Annotated in this window: 15 protein-coding genes and 1 pseudogene; 12 read left to right on the top strand and 4 right to left on the bottom strand. The window is 50.4% G+C overall.

The features are described from left to right. The first annotated feature begins 197 nt into the window (after positions 1–197). The 4 genes from pheT (at position 198) to rny (ending at position 4,974) form a co-directional block, all read left to right on the top strand. Entirely contained in the window at positions 198–2,615 is a 2,418-nt protein-coding gene (gene pheT / locus AC5FXQ_RS03405; protein WP_493601082.1) for a phenylalanine--tRNA ligase subunit beta, read from the top strand. A 2-nt stretch (positions 2,616–2,617) separates the two neighbouring features. Continuing rightward, on the top strand, positions 2,618–2,914 hold the full coding sequence (locus AC5FXQ_RS03400; protein ID WP_493601081.1) for a hypothetical protein: 297 nt from the start codon (positions 2,618–2,620) through the stop codon (positions 2,912–2,914). 90 nt (positions 2,915–3,004) lie between these two features. Then, the gene (locus AC5FXQ_RS03395) at positions 3,005–3,289 is read left to right on the top strand and encodes a cell division protein ZapA (RefSeq protein ID WP_007659821.1); all 285 of its coding nucleotides are present in this window, start codon (positions 3,005–3,007) and stop codon (positions 3,287–3,289) included. 119 nt (positions 3,290–3,408) lie between these two features. After that, complete coding sequence (gene rny / locus AC5FXQ_RS03390) at positions 3,409–4,974, top strand: ribonuclease Y (RefSeq protein ID WP_493601080.1); 1,566 nt, start codon at positions 3,409–3,411, stop codon at positions 4,972–4,974. A gap of 92 nt (positions 4,975–5,066) precedes the next feature. Here the strand turns inward: rny and AC5FXQ_RS03385 are convergent, their stop codons facing one another. Further along, on the bottom strand, positions 5,067–5,540 hold the full coding sequence (locus AC5FXQ_RS03385) for a Dps family protein (protein WP_493601079.1): 474 nt from the start codon (positions 5,538–5,540) through the stop codon (positions 5,067–5,069). 192 nt (positions 5,541–5,732) lie between these two features. On the opposite strand from AC5FXQ_RS03385, the gene AC5FXQ_RS03380 reads away from it, so the two are divergent. After that, a complete protein-coding gene (locus AC5FXQ_RS03380; RefSeq protein WP_493601078.1) occupies positions 5,733–6,674 on the top strand; it encodes a hydrogen peroxide-inducible genes activator in 942 nt (313 codons plus the stop codon). Between the two features lie 87 nt (positions 6,675–6,761). On the opposite strand, the gene sucD is transcribed toward AC5FXQ_RS03380, so the two are convergent. Then, positions 6,762–7,655, bottom strand: coding sequence for a succinate--CoA ligase subunit alpha (gene sucD, locus AC5FXQ_RS03375; RefSeq protein WP_493601077.1), 894 nt, complete (start codon positions 7,653–7,655; stop codon positions 6,762–6,764). A 224-nt stretch (positions 7,656–7,879) separates the two neighbouring features. On the opposite strand from sucD, the pseudogene AC5FXQ_RS03370 reads away from it, so the two are divergent. After that, positions 7,880–8,863 (top strand): annotated as a pseudogene (locus AC5FXQ_RS03370) (PLP-dependent cysteine synthase family protein); the annotation flags it as partial. Between the two features lie 175 nt (positions 8,864–9,038). Beyond that, positions 9,039–9,476 carry a response regulator gene (locus tag AC5FXQ_RS03365; protein ID WP_493601076.1) on the top strand — a complete coding sequence of 146 codons (438 nt, stop codon included), beginning with the start codon at positions 9,039–9,041 and terminating at the stop codon, positions 9,474–9,476. 199 nt (positions 9,477–9,675) lie between these two features. Here AC5FXQ_RS03365 and AC5FXQ_RS03360 read toward each other — a convergent pair whose 3' ends face one another. Together AC5FXQ_RS03360 and ade are read right to left on the bottom strand one after the other, a co-directional pair. Then, entirely contained in the window at positions 9,676–10,551 is an 876-nt protein-coding gene (locus AC5FXQ_RS03360) for a sulfite exporter TauE/SafE family protein (RefSeq protein WP_493601075.1), read from the bottom strand. A 20-nt stretch (positions 10,552–10,571) separates the two neighbouring features. Then, the gene (ade, locus tag AC5FXQ_RS03355; RefSeq protein ID WP_493601074.1) at positions 10,572–12,206 is read right to left on the bottom strand and encodes an adenine deaminase; all 1,635 of its coding nucleotides are present in this window, start codon (positions 12,204–12,206) and stop codon (positions 10,572–10,574) included. Positions 12,207–12,465: 259 nt separating this feature from the next. On the opposite strand from ade, the gene cmk reads away from it, so the two are divergent. From cmk to AC5FXQ_RS03330, 5 genes are all read left to right on the top strand, one after another. Next, entirely contained in the window at positions 12,466–13,167 is a 702-nt protein-coding gene (gene cmk, locus AC5FXQ_RS03350; RefSeq protein ID WP_493601073.1) for a (d)CMP kinase, read from the top strand. Between the two features lie 12 nt (positions 13,168–13,179). Further along, on the top strand, positions 13,180–14,064 hold the full coding sequence (locus AC5FXQ_RS03345; RefSeq protein ID WP_493601072.1) for a 4-hydroxy-3-methylbut-2-enyl diphosphate reductase: 885 nt from the start codon (positions 13,180–13,182) through the stop codon (positions 14,062–14,064). 87 nt (positions 14,065–14,151) lie between these two features. Further along, entirely contained in the window at positions 14,152–14,694 is a 543-nt protein-coding gene (locus tag AC5FXQ_RS03340; protein WP_493601071.1) for a DUF502 domain-containing protein, read from the top strand. A gap of 129 nt (positions 14,695–14,823) precedes the next feature. Then, positions 14,824–15,648: an alpha/beta fold hydrolase gene (locus AC5FXQ_RS03335; protein ID WP_493601070.1), complete on the top strand. Its 825-nt coding sequence runs from the start codon at positions 14,824–14,826 to the stop codon at positions 15,646–15,648. A gap of 57 nt (positions 15,649–15,705) precedes the next feature. Beyond that, complete coding sequence (locus AC5FXQ_RS03330) at positions 15,706–16,191, top strand: ATP-dependent zinc protease family protein (RefSeq protein WP_493601069.1); 486 nt, start codon at positions 15,706–15,708, stop codon at positions 16,189–16,191. The last annotated feature ends 1 nt before the right edge of the window (position 16,192 follow it).

The raw sequence follows: 16,192 nt of genomic DNA, 5'->3' as shown, positions 1-16,192 counted from the left end.
GGATTGCAAATCCGAAAGAGCATTTAAGGTATAGCGTTAGCGTATCAAGAGATGTCTTGTTCCACAAGGTCCTTTGTCAAGTTAAAAGAAGTCGTGATACTTGATACGTGTGTCGTGATACGAAAAAAATAATCCTTAATTTTGGGAATTAGCTTCAACCGAACGGGGCTATACCTTACAGAACAACAGAAATAACCATGCTGATTTCATTCGACTGGCTGAAACAACTCATTTCTATCGATAAAACCGCTGAAGAAACAGGTGTCTTGCTGACGGGGGCAGGTCTGGAAGTGGAAGCAATCCATAACTTCGATCAGGTAAAAGGAGGCCTTGAAGGCATCGTGATCGGAGAGGTGCTTACCTGTGAGCGCCATCCTGACGCTGACCGCCTGAGTGTGACCACTGTAGACATCGGCACAGGTGAGCCGAGCCAGATCGTGTGCGGTGCGCCGAATGTGGCTGCCGGTCAGAAAGTGGTAGTGGCGACGGTGAACAGCACGCTATACCCAACTGGCGGGGAGGCTTTCAAAATCAAGAAGTCGAAAATTCGTGGTGCTGTGTCCGAAGGGATGATCTGCGCCGAAGACGAAATTGGCGTTGGCACGTCGCATGCAGGCATCATGGTGCTCGACACGGATTTGCCGAATGGTACCCCGGCAGCTGAGTACTTCGGACTGGGCTCTGATAAAGTGTTCGAGATCGGCCTGACGCCAAATCGCGCCGATGCCGCTTCGCACTTAGGCGTAGCCCGCGATCTGAAAGCCCTGCTGCGTGTGCCCTATACCTTGCCTTCTGTTGAAGATTTCAAAGTAAACAACAATTCCCGCCCTGTGGAGGTGGAGATTGAAAATACAGAGGCCTGTCCTCGCTATGCGGGTGTAACGGTAAGTGGCGTGAAAGTAGGTCCTTCACCAGAGTGGCTGCAAAAGCGCCTGCGTGCCATTGAACTTGCGCCGATTAACAATATTGTAGACGTGACCAACTACGTGCTGCACGAGTTGGGGCAGCCCCTGCATGCTTTCGACGCCGATAAAATTAAAGGCAATAAGATTGTCGTGAAGACTGTCGAGGCGGATAGCACATTTGTGACCTTGGATGGTGTAGAGCGCAAGCTCAAAGCCAATGACCTGATGATTTGCAATGCCGAGGAGCCCATGGCGATTGGTGGGGTGTTCGGTGGACAGGAGTCCGGCGTTTCAGACGAAACGACCAGCATTTTCATCGAGAGCGCCTACTTCTCACCCGATTATATCCGCCGTACAGGTATGGCACACGGCCTTAAGACCGATGCTTCTTTCCGCTTCGAACGTGGTACAGACCCGAACATGGTGATTACCGCTCTAAAGCGTGCCGCTGTGCTGGTACAGGAAGTGGCAGGTGGTGAGGTTAGCTCCGAGATTGTGGACGTATATCCGCAACCGATTCAGAATCTGGAATTGTCGCTCGATATTGCCCGTGCCCATTCACTGATTGGTCAGCACATTGGAGCCGAGCGCATGAAAGCTATCCTGACGGACTTAGGTATAGAAATTACAGGCGAAACGGAGGAGAAGCTGCATGTGTCGGTGCCGCCTTTCAAGGTGGACGTAACGCGTGAGGCGGACCTGGTGGAGGAAATCCTGCGCATCTACGGCTTCAACAACATTGAGGTGAGCGAGCACATGGCCACCACCTACATGGCCAGCTTCCCGAAACCGTATCCCGAGGATATCAACAAAACGATACTGGATTACATTTCAGCCAACGGTTTCCACGAAATCATCACCAACTCCATCACCAACTCCAAGTACTACGCCGCTGGTGGAGATACGGAGACGGCCGGGCTGGTGAAGGTGTTGAACTACAACAGTGAGGACCTCGACGTGCTGCGCAAGAGCATGGTGTTCTCTGGTCTGGAAGTGCTGCGCTACAACATCAATCGCCGTCAGCGTGACCTTAAAATATACGAGCTCGGCAAGGTATACGAGCAGCTGGAGGATGGCTACAAAGAGAGCCGCAAACTGGCCCTTTATATGGTAGGCAACACTACGGCCGAAAGTTGGAAGCAGCCTGCCCAGAAAGTGGCTTTCCACGACTTGGCTAGTGTGGTGCAGAATGTGCTGCAGAAACTCAACGCCGCCGACTACGAAGTGCAGGCCATTGAGCAAAGCCGCTACATGCGCCAAGGTATAGCTTATGTGAAAAATGGTAATGTGATAGCACAGGTAGGTTTGCTGGACGCGGCCGTGACCAAAGCCGTCGACGTGAAAGAGCAGGTATGGTACGCTGAGCTGAACTGGGACTACCTGCTCAAAAAGTACAAAGATAAACTGGTGGCTGAGGAGTTGCCGAAGTTCCCGGAAGTGCGCCGCGACCTGTCACTTGTGGTGGATCGCTCCGTTACCTTTGAGCAGCTGAAGCAGGTGGCCCTGCGCACGGAGCGCAAGCTTCTGCAAGGCGTCAATGTGTTTGATGTGTATGAGGGCGACAAGATAGAGGCAGGCAAGAAAGCCTATGCCCTGAGCTTTACTTTGCTCGACCGCCAGCAAACTTTGACCGACAAAGTGATCGAGGGCGTGATGAACCGCCTGATGCAGCAATTTGAGAAACAGCTGGGAGCCATTATCCGCAAATAGTTATGCCAAAGGAAAAACAACTGCAACAGCTTCAGTCCATTGAGAGCAAAGTGCGCCAGCTTCTGAGTAAGCATGTTGACGTGCAACAGAAGCTTGTAGCCGCTCAGGAAGAAATTAAATTGCTGGAGTCGCTGTTAGAGGAGAAGGAACAGCAAATAAAAAATTTTCAAAATCAAGAGAATATTGTTAAGATTGTAGATACGATAGCAGGAAACACTGCAAATTCGACAGAGTTAAAGCTGAAGTTAAACGAATATATAAGGGAAATTGATAAGTGTATCGCCTACTTGCGTGACTAGCGGGAGGCAGTGAGCCGGAGCCGGACATACGGCTGGCCACTGTGAAGAAGCAAAGAAACGAGGTAGCCCTATACCAAAAGAACGCAACGGATGGGTGAATTAGCAATTAAAATTCGCATCGCAGAACGCGAGTATCCGATGCGGGTGAAGGAAGAAGAAGAAGAAAGGCTACGGGTTGTAGGTAAACTTTTGAACGAGCGCCTGCGCTTTTTCAAAGACCAGTTTGGCATACAGGATAAACAGGATTTGCTGGCCATGGTGGCGTTTGAGACCATGGTGGACAAGCTGAAACTGGAGGATGACAAAAACAACCATCTGGCCAAAGTGGGAGAGCAACTGAGCGTACTGGACGATCTCTTATCATCAAGTAAGTAAACATATTCCGAGGCGGCTTCCCAAGCGGCCTCTTTAACTACGGTGTGGTCCGTAAGACCACCTCACTGTCCTGCTGCAGGTACTGCTATAGTTTTTATAAACCATAAAAGCTTATAGTTATGCCCGATATTTTATTCATTTTAATCACCGCCATTGTAGCGCTCGGAGTGGGCGTGTACATCGGGCGTGTCCTGTTGCAAAAGGTATACAAGCAACAGGAGGAAGCCGCCAGGCAGACCGCCAAGGCCATCATCCGCGAGGCTGAAATCAATGCTGAGAGCATCAAGAAAGACCGTATGTTGGAGGCGAAGGAGAAATTCCTGAAGCTGAAGTCTGAGTTCGAGGAAGAGTCGAACAAAAAGAAGAACATTATTATCCAGAACGAGAATAAGGTAAAGCAGCGCGAGCAGCACGTGGCCAAGCAGATGGAGCAGGTAAAGCGCCGCGAAACGGAGCTCGACAAGGAAAAAGAAAACCTTGACCACCAACTGGAGTTGCTGAAGAAGCGCAAAGAAGACGTAGAGCAGCAGCACAACGAAGTAGTGGCGCAGCTGGAGAAGATTGCCGGCTTGACCGCCGCCGAAGCCCGCGAGCAGATGGTAGAAGCGCTGAAGAGCGAAGCCCAGTCGCATGCTTCTTCTTACGTGAAGGACATCGTGGCCCAGGCCAAACTCACCGCTACGAAAGAAGCCAAGAAGATTGTAGTAGAAACTATACAGCGTACAGCCGCAGAGCACGCTATCGAGAACTGCGTTTCTGTTTTCAACATTGAAAGCGACGACATCAAGGGCAAGATCATCGGTCGTGAAGGCCGTAACATCCGCGCCCTCGAAGCCGCAACTGGCGTGGAGATCATTGTAGACGATACCCCAGAGGCAATCATCATCTCAGGTTTCGACCCGGTTCGCCGCGAGATCGCACGTCTGTCGCTGCACCGCCTGGTGGCTGACGGACGTATTCACCCGGCCCGCATTGAGGAGGTGGTTGGCAAAACCCGCAAGAACATCGAAGAGGAGATCGTGGAGATTGGTGAGCGTACTGCCATCGACTTAGGTATACACGGTCTGCATCCGGAACTGATCAAGATGGTGGGCCGCATGCGCTTCCGTTCATCTTACGGACAGAACCTGCTGCAGCACTCACGCGAGGTAGCTAATCTGTGTGCCACCATGGCGGCAGAACTTGGCCTGAACGTGAAGCACGCTAAACGTGCCGGTCTGTTGCACGATATTGGTAAAGTAACGCCAGACGAGCCGGAATTGCCACACGCTATTATCGGTATGGAGCTGGCCAAGAAATACAAGGAGCATCCGGATATCTGCAACGCCATCGGTGCTCACCACGACGAGATCGAGATGACGGCTATGATTTCTCCCCTGATTCAGGCTTGCGATGCTATCTCCGGTTCAAGACCGGGTGCCCGCCGTGAGATCATGGAGTCTTACATCAAGCGTCTGAAAGACCTGGAAGCCGCAGCCGTTTCATTCGACGGTGTGAACCAGTGTTACGCCATTCAGGCGGGCCGTGAGCTCCGCATCATGGTAGACGCCGATAACGTGAGCGATGAAAAAGCCGCACAGCTTTCTTTCGATATCTCGCAGAAGATCGAGAAGGAAATGCAGTACCCTGGTCAGATCAAGATTACGGTAATTCGTGAAATGAGAGCCATTAGCTACGCCAAGTAAGGTATAGCCCTAGGTATAAACAAAAAGCCGCCTGTTACAATTGTAGCAGGCGGCTTTTGCATTAAACTAAAACCAATCGTCACTTATTATCCTTAGCTCAGGAATGCCTTCAGCATCCAAAGCGTCTTTTCATTTTCGTTGATATCTTCACTGACAAGGGCTACCGTACCTTCATCGTCGCGCTCAGCAGCCAGGGCCAGAATATCACGCTCCAGGTTCACGATCACGGACAGGTTCTGGTGTGTGGCTTCTACTGTTTCACGGTCACCGCTCAGGTTCGAAGTTTCCTGTATGCTCGACACACGCAGGTAATCGGAGAAGGTATGCAAAGGCTTCTGACCAATGGTCAGGATACGCTCCGCCAGGGCATCGATTCTAGCCAAAGCGCTGTTGTACAGCTCCTCGTACTTGGTATGCAGTTGGAAGAAGTGTATACCCTTGATATTCCAGTGGAAACCGCGCAGGTTCTGGTAATAGATGTGGTAGTTAGCCAGCAGTTCGTTTAGCTTATCGGCTATCTCTACTGAATCTTGTTTTTCTAATCCAATATTCGTCAGCTTATTCATAGTCTTTTTATTTGTGTTGTTTGTATATACAAAGATGCCTGAGTCAAGGTTATAAATCAAATCAATTTTGTTTATGGCTATATAGTAATAGTCTATAACTTTGCAGGGCGAAAGCAAAAGTGGCTCGTACTTGCCTGTGCGGTTTGGATATACCGTTAGTATTAAGAGCTTCTTTACTATACGATTGATGATATGACACTGGTACAATTAGAGTACTTAATAGCAGTAGATACCCACCGCCATTTTGCCACAGCAGCGGAGCATTGCTTTGTAACGCAACCCACCCTGAGCATGCAGCTGCAAAAGCTGGAGGAGGAGCTAGGGGTGCAGCTGTTTGACAGAAGCAGAGTGCCGGTGCGCCCGACCGAGCTGGGCAAGGAGGTCATAGCCCAAGCCCGTATCGTGGTGGCAGAGGCGAAGAAGATCAAGGAGATTGTGCAGAATCAAAAGCAGGAGCTGAGCGGCGAGCTACGGGTGGGCGTGATACCAACCCTGGCTCCCTACCTGATCCCGCTGTTCGTGACCAGCTTTATGGAGAAGTACCCGGATGTGCGGCTGGTGGTGCAGGAGCTGCTGACGGAGGAGATCGTGCAGAAGCTGAATTATGAGTTGCTGGATGTAGGACTGCTGGTGACGCCGCTGGAGGATAAGTCCATCAAAGAGCTGCCCTTGTTCTACGAGGCTTTTGTAGCTTACATTAACCCAGCCCATCCGCTGGCCCAAAGCAAATCCATCAGTCCGGAGCAACTTGATCTGGACGAGCTGTGGGTGCTGAACGAAGGGCACTGTTTCCGGAGTCAGGTGCTCAACATCTGCAACCGGTCTGGGAGCGGCCTAAGCGGTGCAGGACATCTGGATTACAAAAGTGGATCGCTGGAAACCCTTAAGCGGATTGTAGAAACTCAACGTGGCCTTACCTTGCTGCCAGAGCTGTCGGTGCTGGATATACCTGAAGAGAAACAGGCGCTGGTTCATACCTTTCAGGAGCCCCAGCCACAGCGGGAGGTGAGTCTGGTTGTGCACCGCAGTTTTCTGAAGAAGAAGCTGATTGAAGCTTTGCAAAAAGAAATAGTAGCTGCTATACCGGATGAAATCAGAAGCAGGAAAAAACAGCAGGTGATTGAAGTGAAGTAAGTTTGGGAGTTAAAACAAAACGGGCTGCTTCTTGCGAAGCAGCCCGTTTTTATAACTTATACCTGTAAGCAGGTATAGCAAATCAAATTAAGCGTTGATCATACCTGCATCCTGCAGCACCTGCACCATCGTAGCGCCGATCTCAGCAGGAGAGTCTACCACGTGGATACCGTTCTCACGCATGATCTTCATTTTAGCGGCAGCTGTATCGTCAGCACCACCAACAATCGCGCCTGCGTGGCCCATACGGCGACCAGCAGGAGCAGTCTGACCAGCGATGAAACCAACAACCGGCTTCTTGTTACCGGTCTCGCTGATGTACTTCGCAGCCATGGCCTCGTAGTTACCACCGATCTCACCAATCATTACGATCGCGTCTGTCTCAGGGTCTTCCATCAGCAGCTGTACCGCGTCTTTGGTTGGTGTTCCGATGATCGGGTCACCACCGATACCGATGGCAGTAGAAACACCAAGGCCAGCCTTCACAATCTGGTCAGCAGCTTCGTACGTCAAGGTACCAGACTTAGACACGATACCGATACGGCCCGGCTTGAACACGAAACCTGGCATAATACCAACTTTCGCCTCACCTGGCGTGATCACACCCGGGCAGTTAGGACCGATTAAGGTCACGTCTTTGCCTTTCAGGTAGTTTTTGGCCATCACCATGTCTTTTACAGGAATGCCTTCTGTGATCGCAACGATTACTTTGATGCCCGCGTCAGCTGCTTCCATGATCGCGTCAGCAGCGAAAGCCGGTGGCACGAAAATGATAGAAACATCAGCACCGGTTCTCTTTACAGCTTCTTCCACTGTGTTGAAAACAGGCAGGTCGAGGTGATTGTTGCCACCCTTGCCCGGTGTAACACCACCCACTACGTTGGTGCCGTACTCGATCATCTGAGAGGCGTGGAACGAGCCTTCTGAGCCGGTAAAGCCCTGCACGATCACTTTCGAATCTTTATTTACTAAAACACTCATGTGTATCTTATTAAGTTGATGAATGATGGTCTAAAATAAGGTAGTGCAAAAATAGCCTTTTTTGTGGCCCTTCCAAAAAATAGTTAAACCTAATATAGGCTCAAAATCAGCCCGGCGGAACGGGAACAGGTATGCCTGCTGTTGTACGAAAGGCAGACGGCTAAGCCTGTCAACTATAATTATAATTACGTACCTTTGCACCCGTATCTCAAAAAAGCAGCTAAATGAAATACCTGAATCATATAACCGAGGCGATCGGTAACACTCCCTTAGTAAAGCTTAACAACGTAACCGACGGCATTAAGGCTACAGTGCTGGCCAAAGTAGAGTACATGAACCCTGGTAACTCTGTGAAAGACCGCATGGCGATCAGAATGATCGAAGACGCTGAGAAAGCCGGTATCCTGAAGCCAGGAGGGACCATCATAGAAGGTACTTCCGGCAATACAGGCATGGGCCTGGCGCTGGCGGCGATCGCCAAAGGCTACAAGTGCATCTTTACGCTGGCCGACAAGCAGAGCAAGGAGAAAATGGACATTCTGCGTGCCGTTGGCGCCGAGGTAAGGGTGTGCCCTACCAATGTGGCACCTGACCATCCGGATTCGTACTATTCAGTGGCCAAGCGCCTCAATGAAGAGATTCCTAACTCCTTCTACCCAAACCAGTACGACAATCTCTCTAATTGGAGAGCGCACTATGAAAGCACTGGTCCTGAGATCTGGGAACAGACGGAAGGTAAAGTGACGCACTTCATCACAGGTGTAGGCACAGGCGGTACCGTTACTGGTATTTCGCGTTACCTGAAGGAGCGTAAGCCAGAGTTGACTACTGTAGGTATAGATACGTATGGTTCGGTTTTCAAGAAGTATAAAGAAACTGGCATTTTCGATGAGAACGAGATCTATTCTTACGCCACCGAAGGTATAGGCGAAGACATCCTGCCCAAGAATGTGGACTTTGATGTAATAGATACCTTTGTGAAGGTGACCGACAAGGACGGTGCAGTGATGACCCGTCGCCTGGCCAAAGAAGAAGGTCTGTTTGTAGGCTGGTCTAGCGGTACAGCCGTGTACGGAGCATTGGAGTACGCTCGTGAGAACAATCTGACTGAGGATGATGTTATCGTTGTGTTGCTGCCAGATCATGGCACCCGCTATCTGGGCAAGATCTACAACGACGACTGGATGCGTTCGCAGGGCTACATTGACTAAACACCTTGGTTATAACGAAATTGGAAGCCTAGAATTTGTTTCAGGCTTTCAATTGTGTACCTTGTGCTGCGGTAAATACATAGCCTTAGGTACCGTATTATTTCTTCTTCTCAGAAACGTCAGCTTGGAATAGACAGCTTGCGTATTATTACAGGCTGGGTATAGTGTATTTATGAAAAAATTATCAGGCGTTCTACTAATTGACGACGACGACACCACGAATTTCCTGAACCAGCGTTTGTTAGAGCGAATGCAGGTGACAGATAACATACGCACGTTTGTGAACGGCAAGCAGGCATTTGACTATCTGTACAATGTAAGTAACAACAATTACGAGCAGGCGGATGGGAATTATTTTCAGCCGGAACTGATATTCCTGGATATCAGCATGCCGGTGATGGATGGATTTGAAATGCTGGACCTGTATGAGCGGTTGAACCCGGAGTTCAGAAAGAACATCATACTAGCCGTACTGACTACCTCTACCCATCCACAGGATACGGATGCAGCTCAGAAGTATTCGGCAGAATATCTGACAAAGCCGCTTACGGCAGATAAAGTAAAGAATCTGATTGACAAGCACTTTAGCTCCGCGAAGCAGGAGGCTTAGGAAAAGCAATAGTTATAAGTAAGAGCCGATGAGCTTGCCTATTCACAGGCTGCGCATCGGCTCTTCTTGCTTTAAGGAGGTATTGAGCAGGGCCGTTTCATTCTACTTTTTGTTATCCTGAAAGGATCTTGGTAAAGAGGCTCTCTACCCCCGCCAGTAGCATTGGCTTAACCTTCGGGGGTAGGGCGCTATGCTATACCTAAAACGAGAAGCCGAAATTGGATTTGATCAGCAGGTTCAGAATAACACCTAAACCTGCCAGCAACAGGCCGATGCCGATCAGCTTTTCGATATCCTGCATTTTGCCCTGTCGCTTCTTGAGCATGTTTCCGCCGATGGCCCCAAGGGCAAAGGCTGCCATGAGTGGCAGGCTGCGGCTCCAGATCACGTTGCCTAGCAGGTAGTGGCTGATAAAGCCGGTGAAGCTCGTGATGACCAGAATGAAAAGGGAGGTAGAGGTGGCGATCTGAGGCGGTATCCGGAACAGTTTGATCATCATGGGAGTCTGCAGGAAGCCGCCCCCTATACCGAAAAGGCCGGCTATTATACCTGAAGCAAAGCCAAAAACCCCTACAACGCCGCCATTGAGCCGGTAAGCCAGGTGTTTGGCCCTGTTCTTTCGGATGAAGGAAGTCGGCACGCGGCGTATTCGGTACATCATGCCAGAGTGGCGAATCTGCTTTTCTTTTTGCTGAGGCTTCACCATAAAGATTCCTACCGTCACTACAAAGAGTGCAAAAATCACCTGTAACTCCGTAACTGGCAGAAAAGCCACCATAAAGGCACCCAGAACCGTGCCCACCACCGCCGGAAACTGAATGAGCGAGCCCACCAGGTAGTCGATGCTGCGGTCGCGGAGGTTGAAGACGGAGGCAATGATGGAAGCTGGCACAAGTGCCGACATAGTGGCCCCGATAGCGATCTCGATGTTATACCCGAAAAAGATGATCAGGATCGGCACCATAAACACGCCTCCCCCGAAACCGATAATGGTGCCAAACCCGCTCACGAGCGCACCGACCAGAAAGATGATAAATTCCTCCATTTGCGAAGCCCCGCAGGGCCGTGGTATCATACCTTGTGCGGCAAGGTATACTATTCAGCTACAGGTACGAATTTAAAGTCATCACCGTTAAACAATCCTTTGTCGCTGAGCTTGAGCGAAGGTATAACGAGCAATGCCATAAACGAGAGCGTCATGAAAGGGGAGGCCAGTTTGCTGCCCATCTCTTTGCTCATGCGGTCGATGGACGAGTAAGCATTGGCCACCTCGTAACCATCAGCCGCTGACATAATGCCTGCCACCGGCAGCGGCAGTAGCTGTTCGTTGTCGCCGTCCACAGCGGCTACACCGCCTTTGGCACTAATGATCAGATTCACGGCGCGGGCAATGCTTTCGTCATCCACACCCACGGCAATGATGTTGTGTGAGTCGTGCCCTACCGAGGAGGCAATGGCACCACGCTCTATACCTACGTTCTTGATGAAAGCCACGGCCGGTTCAGTATTCTCGTAGCGATTTACAACCGTGATCTTCAGCACATCCTGCGCCACATCGGAAACAATATGCCCGGCTTCTGTTTTCGGCTCAGCCCATACCTGGTGCGTGATCAGTTGCCCGTCAAAAGCCTCGATCACCCGGATCTTGCTGGCGCTGTCGGCCGCTAACTTAAATTGCTCCGGCGTCTTTGGTTCAGTGTTGAAGTTGTTGATTTCTTTACTAGGGGTGAAGGCGATTTTCGATTTGCCCTTCTCCGCCACCAATTCACCGTTAATGTAGGTTGCTTCCACAGCAAAGTCCTCGAGGTTATTCACCACAATAAAGTCAGCCGGATCGTTTTCGCGTAGCAGGCCGACTTCGAGCTTGTAATGCTCGACTGGGTTGAGGCAGGCGGCACGCAGCACATGGAACAGGTTATGGCCTTTGGTCAGCGCCCGCTTTACGAGCAGGTTCAGGTGGCCTTCCACGAGGTTATCGGGGTGCTTGTCGTCGGAGCAGAACATGATGCTGTCCGGATGGGTGGCAAGCAAAGGTATAAGCGCCTCAAAATTTTTAGCGGCACTGCCTTCCCGGATCAGGATCTTCATGCCGACGGCGAGTTTGTCGAGCGCCTCTTCTGCGGTGAAGCATTCGTGGTCGGTGGTGATACCGGCTGATGCGTATAGCGCCGCCTGCTCGCCGCGCAGTCCGGGAGCGTGACCATCCACGGCCTTGCCATACTTCTTGGCCAGTTCGATCTTCTCCATCACCACCGGGTCGCGGTGCAGCACGCCGGGCCAGTTCATCATCTCAGCCAGGTACTTGATCTCGTCGCGCTGAAACAATGTTTCGATGTCGGCGGCCGTTATTTCGGCACCGGCTGTTTCAAAAGGGGTGGCAGGTACGCAGGAGGGAGCTCCGAAATAGAACTTAAACGGCACCTTCTTCCCGTTCTCCACCATATACTCCACACCGGCTATACCCAGCACATTGCCGATCTCGTGCGGGTCCGATACGGTGGCCACAGTGCCGTGCGGCACGGCCAGCCGGGCAAACTCCGAGGGTACGAGCATGGAGCTTTCCACGTGCACGTGGGCGTCCACAAAGCCCGGCAAAATATAACTGGAAGAGGCAGTGGCTTCACGAACTATTTTAGAAATGCGGCCGTTTGACACATGGACTGTTCCCTCAAAAATCTCTTGCTGGTGCAGGTCGATGATGCGTCCGCTGACGGTATAGGAGCTATGCATGGGTAGGACTGTCTTGTTGATATAAAATGCCCGCTGATGGGGATTGAACCCGTAAATTACTTTATATTTGCGTTAAATTAAGTCGTTTTGAGAAAGATAATTTCATACCTGATCGTTGCATGTGTTTTGTCCTCCGGCACTCTGGCGGGTTGCACAGCTAAAACACCACAGCAGAAAAAGACGGCCTCCTACATGAAAAAGAGCAAGAAAGGCAATGTGCCCTGCCCTTGTGATTCGAACTAATTTCTGAGAGCTTACCATGAAAAAAATTGTAATCGCCATAGATGGCTACTCCTCGTGCGGTAAAAGTACAACGGCCAAACTGGTGGCTGCCGAACTGGGCTACGCTTACATCGATACCGGTGCTATGTATCGGGCGGTTACGCTTTATTTTCTGGAACACCACGTAAGCCTCACCAACCCCAAGGAGGTGAAGGACGCACTGGATAAAATAGATATCACGTTTCATTATAACCCAAAGGCCAAAAGAAACGAAGTATTTCTTAATGGGCTGAACGTAGAGGACGAGATCCGCAGGATGTACATCTCCAATCAAGTGAGCGAGGTGAGCGTCGTAAAAGAAGTGCGCCGTGCTATGGTGGCCCAGCAGCAGAAGATGGGCAGAAAGCGTGGTGTGGTGATGGACGGTCGTGACATTGGGACGGCTGTGTTTCCGGATGCAGAAGTGAAGATTTTTATGACAGCCGACGTGGACACCCGTGCACGCCGTCGTCAGGATGAACTGCTGGAGAAAAAGCAGCTGATCAACCTTGGTGAGATAAAGGAAAACCTGCTAAAGCGCGACCTGATCGACTCGACCAGAGCCGAGAGTCCGCTGCGCCGTGCCGACGATGCCTTTTTGCTGGATACTTCGCACATGACCATCGATGAGCAGGTAGAGTTTGTGCTTAATAAGGTAACTTCCCGTATCTTCAACGGTGATTATGCTTTACAGGAATAGAGGAAAGAAGAGATGAACGTAACGATAGACAAAAATTCCGGTTATTGCTTCGGTGTGGAATTCGCCATTCAGATGGCGGAGGATGAAATGGAGAACTGCGAAGAACTCTATTGTTTGGGCGATATCGTGCACAACAGCATGGAAGTGAAGCGGCTTTATGAAAAAGGCCTCCGCATCATCGACCGGGAGCAGCTCAAAGAACTACGCGACACCAAAGTGCTGATCAGAGCCCATGGCGAACCGCCAGAGACCTACAAGACAGCTCTTGAAAATAATATCGAACTGATCGATGCCTCTTGCCCGGTGGTGCTCAAGCTCCAGAACCGTGTAAAGCACGCCTTTGACGCCGATAAACCCAAAGGCGGGCAAATCGTGATCTACGGTCAGGTGGGGCACGCTGAGGTGATCGGACTGGCGGGCCAGACAGGCGATGAGGCCATTATCGTGACGACGGAAGAAGACCTCGACAAGATCGACTTTACCCGTCCGGTGACCCTCTTCAGCCAGACAACCAAAAGCACCAAAGGCTTTTACCATATCAAGTCGCTGATCGAGGAACGCCTTCAGCAGGCTAATCAGGACAGCACCGCTTTCAACGCCAACGACAGCATCTGCCGTCAGGTATCAAACCGGGAGCCGCAACTGACTAAATTCTCGGTGGAGCATGATGTGATCATCTTCGTGAGCGGTAAGAAAAGCTCTAACGGAAAGGCACTCTACAGCGTGTGCAAGCAGCACAACCCGAACAGTTACTTTGTGGAGAACGAAGAAGAACTGGAGAAAGAGTGGTTTGCCAATGCGGAGAGCGTAGGTATATGCGGCGCCACTTCAACCCCGATGTGGCTGATGCAGCAAGTAGCCGACAGCATCAAAAAATTTGATCTCGAAACAGTATAGGTGTAGCCCTATACTACAAAATAGTGGCTTTTTAGCTACATTTAGGCTTTGCTTCGGCAAGGCCTATTTTTTTAAGCACCAGCAGACATGAGACGCATTTTACGCTATTTTTTGAACGGCCTACTTATTGTAGCTCCCTTCACCATTACGGTATGGATCATTGTGGCCATTATCGACTGGCTGAATAGCATGTTCGACTTAGGTATACCCGGATTAGGTATATTCCTGATGTTTGTGCTCCTCACCTTGATCGGATTTATTAGTTCTTCTTTCTTTGTAAAGCCATTCATTGTCATCACGGGTCGCTGGTTCAACAAAGTGCCGCTGGTGGGCATTGTCTACTCCAGCATCAAGGATCTGTTCGACGCATTCGTGGGCGACAACCAAAAGTTCAACAAACCGGTGATGGTGAAGATGTCGGAAGACTCTGATAACCTTAAATTCGGTTTTGTAACGCAGGATGCTTTAAGCTTAGTGAATGTAGAAGACCGCGTAGCCGTGTATTTCCCACACTCTTACAATTTTTCGGGTGAGCTCTTCGTGGTGCCTAAGCGCAACGTGGTATATCTGGATCTGCCAAGCAGCGACGTGATGAAGTTCATTGTGTCAGGTGGCGTGTCGCGTCTGTAACGGGCCGGTGGCTATACCTTTTCTGGCGAGCAGTAGAGCTTTCACAAAATATCTCAAAATTTAAAGGCCCTTTTGTGTATCTTATTTGTATGCATGCCGAATAAGTTAAGAGCGACCCATTAATTTAGAATGCCTTACATCATACATAACGGTACGAAGCTGCACTACAGGGTGCTGGGGAAGGGTGCGCAGCCTATGCTGGCTTTCCATGGCTATGGGCAGAGCAGCAGCTACTACCTGCCTATGGGGCATGCACTGGGCAGCGACTATACCATCTACGCCTTCGACCTGTTCTTTCATGGGCAGAGCACCTTGCACAAGGAGAACATGCCGCTTGACAAGGATTTTCTGCAGGAGCTGATCGGGCTGTTTCTGGTGAAGGAAAAGATTGACCACTTTTCGGTGATGGGCTTCAGTATGGGCGGCAAATTTGCGCTTACGCTAGTGGAGCGCTTCCCGGAGCGCATCGACGAGCTTTTCCTGATCGCACCGGATGGCATCAAGACCAGCTTCTGGTACAATATTGCTACTTACCCGGGCTGGCTGCAGCAGCTGTTTAAACGCACTGTACTCAAGCCGGAGCCCTTCTTCCGGTTGCTGAATGTGCTCAACCGGTATAACATGATCCACAAAAGCCTGATCCGCTTCGCACGTTTCCAAATGGACAGCACCGAAAAGCGCCTGCGGGTGTACCGCAGTTGGATAGGCTTCCGCGAACTTAACTTCGACATCCGCGAGATCGTGCGGCTGCTCAACCACAAGCAGGTGCCGGTTACCATGTTTCTTGGTGAGTTCGATCAGATTATCTCGCCGAAGCGGGTGAGTGTGTTTATTAAAGCTTTGCACAAAGGCGAGCTTGTGGTGCTCAAAGCCGGGCATTCGCATTTGCTGCAGGAGGTTGCCGAGTTGCTGCATAAGAAAAAGATGGGCATTGTGCCGCCCTCAAAAATTTAACACCCAATCCTTCTCCAAATTGTCGTACATAAAGCAGAATGCTTAAATTGGCCCCTGATGAAAGAGGAGAATCTAAAAAAGCCCAAACCAGAGAAAAAGATCATCGGCAGGCGCGAGATGGTGGCCTTTCCCGAACTGGATATTGACGAGATAGAGGCCAAGATCGATACCGGTGCCTATACCTCGGCGATCCATTGCTCGGATATTCATGAGGAAACCCGCGCTGACGGAACTAAAGTGATCTGTCTGGACTTATTAGACCCGTCACACCCACAGTACAATCACAAAAAGCTGCGGTTTTCTGACTATAGTCTGCGCGATATCCGTAACTCGTTTGGGGATGTGCAGGAGCGGTACGTTATCAAGACCAAAATCAAATTTTTTGATGAACTGATCGAGGCGGAGTTCTCACTTTCAGATCGAAGCGACATGAAGTACCCGGTGCTGATCGGTCGAAAACTGCTTAAAGGCCGGTTTATTGTGGATGTCTCCCGCAAAAACGTCTCCCTCAAATTCAATAACAAACAAAAGAAGAATAAATAGT

This window comes from Pontibacter sp. LHS1, from assembly GCF_058932855.1.
This window is presented reverse-complemented; position numbering and strand designations above follow the sequence as displayed.

Bases quoted from the DNA above. Each gene is read 5' to 3' on its own strand.
- pheT (WP_493601082.1), top strand. From the start codon at position 198: ATGCTGATTTCATTCGACTGGCTGAAACAACTCATTTCTATCGATAAA.
- AC5FXQ_RS03400 (WP_493601081.1), top strand. From the start codon at position 2,618: ATGCCAAAGGAAAAACAACTGCAACAGCTTCAGTCCATTGAGAGCAAA.
- AC5FXQ_RS03395 (WP_007659821.1), top strand. From the start codon at position 3,005: ATGGGTGAATTAGCAATTAAAATTCGCATCGCAGAACGCGAGTATCCG.
- rny (WP_493601080.1), top strand. From the start codon at position 3,409: ATGCCCGATATTTTATTCATTTTAATCACCGCCATTGTAGCGCTCGGA.
- AC5FXQ_RS03385 (WP_493601079.1), bottom strand. From the start codon at position 5,540: ATGAATAAGCTGACGAATATTGGATTAGAAAAACAAGATTCAGTAGAG.
- AC5FXQ_RS03380 (WP_493601078.1), top strand. From the start codon at position 5,733: ATGACACTGGTACAATTAGAGTACTTAATAGCAGTAGATACCCACCGC.
- sucD (WP_493601077.1), bottom strand. From the start codon at position 7,655: ATGAGTGTTTTAGTAAATAAAGATTCGAAAGTGATCGTGCAGGGCTTT.
- AC5FXQ_RS03365 (WP_493601076.1), top strand. From the start codon at position 9,039: ATGAAAAAATTATCAGGCGTTCTACTAATTGACGACGACGACACCACG.
- AC5FXQ_RS03360 (WP_493601075.1), bottom strand. From the start codon at position 10,551: ATGATACCACGGCCCTGCGGGGCTTCGCAAATGGAGGAATTTATCATC.
- ade (WP_493601074.1), bottom strand. From the start codon at position 12,206: ATGCATAGCTCCTATACCGTCAGCGGACGCATCATCGACCTGCACCAG.
- cmk (WP_493601073.1), top strand. From the start codon at position 12,466: ATGAAAAAAATTGTAATCGCCATAGATGGCTACTCCTCGTGCGGTAAA.
- AC5FXQ_RS03345 (WP_493601072.1), top strand. From the start codon at position 13,180: ATGAACGTAACGATAGACAAAAATTCCGGTTATTGCTTCGGTGTGGAA.
- AC5FXQ_RS03340 (WP_493601071.1), top strand. From the start codon at position 14,152: ATGAGACGCATTTTACGCTATTTTTTGAACGGCCTACTTATTGTAGCT.
- AC5FXQ_RS03335 (WP_493601070.1), top strand. From the start codon at position 14,824: ATGCCTTACATCATACATAACGGTACGAAGCTGCACTACAGGGTGCTG.
- AC5FXQ_RS03330 (WP_493601069.1), top strand. From the start codon at position 15,706: ATGAAAGAGGAGAATCTAAAAAAGCCCAAACCAGAGAAAAAGATCATC.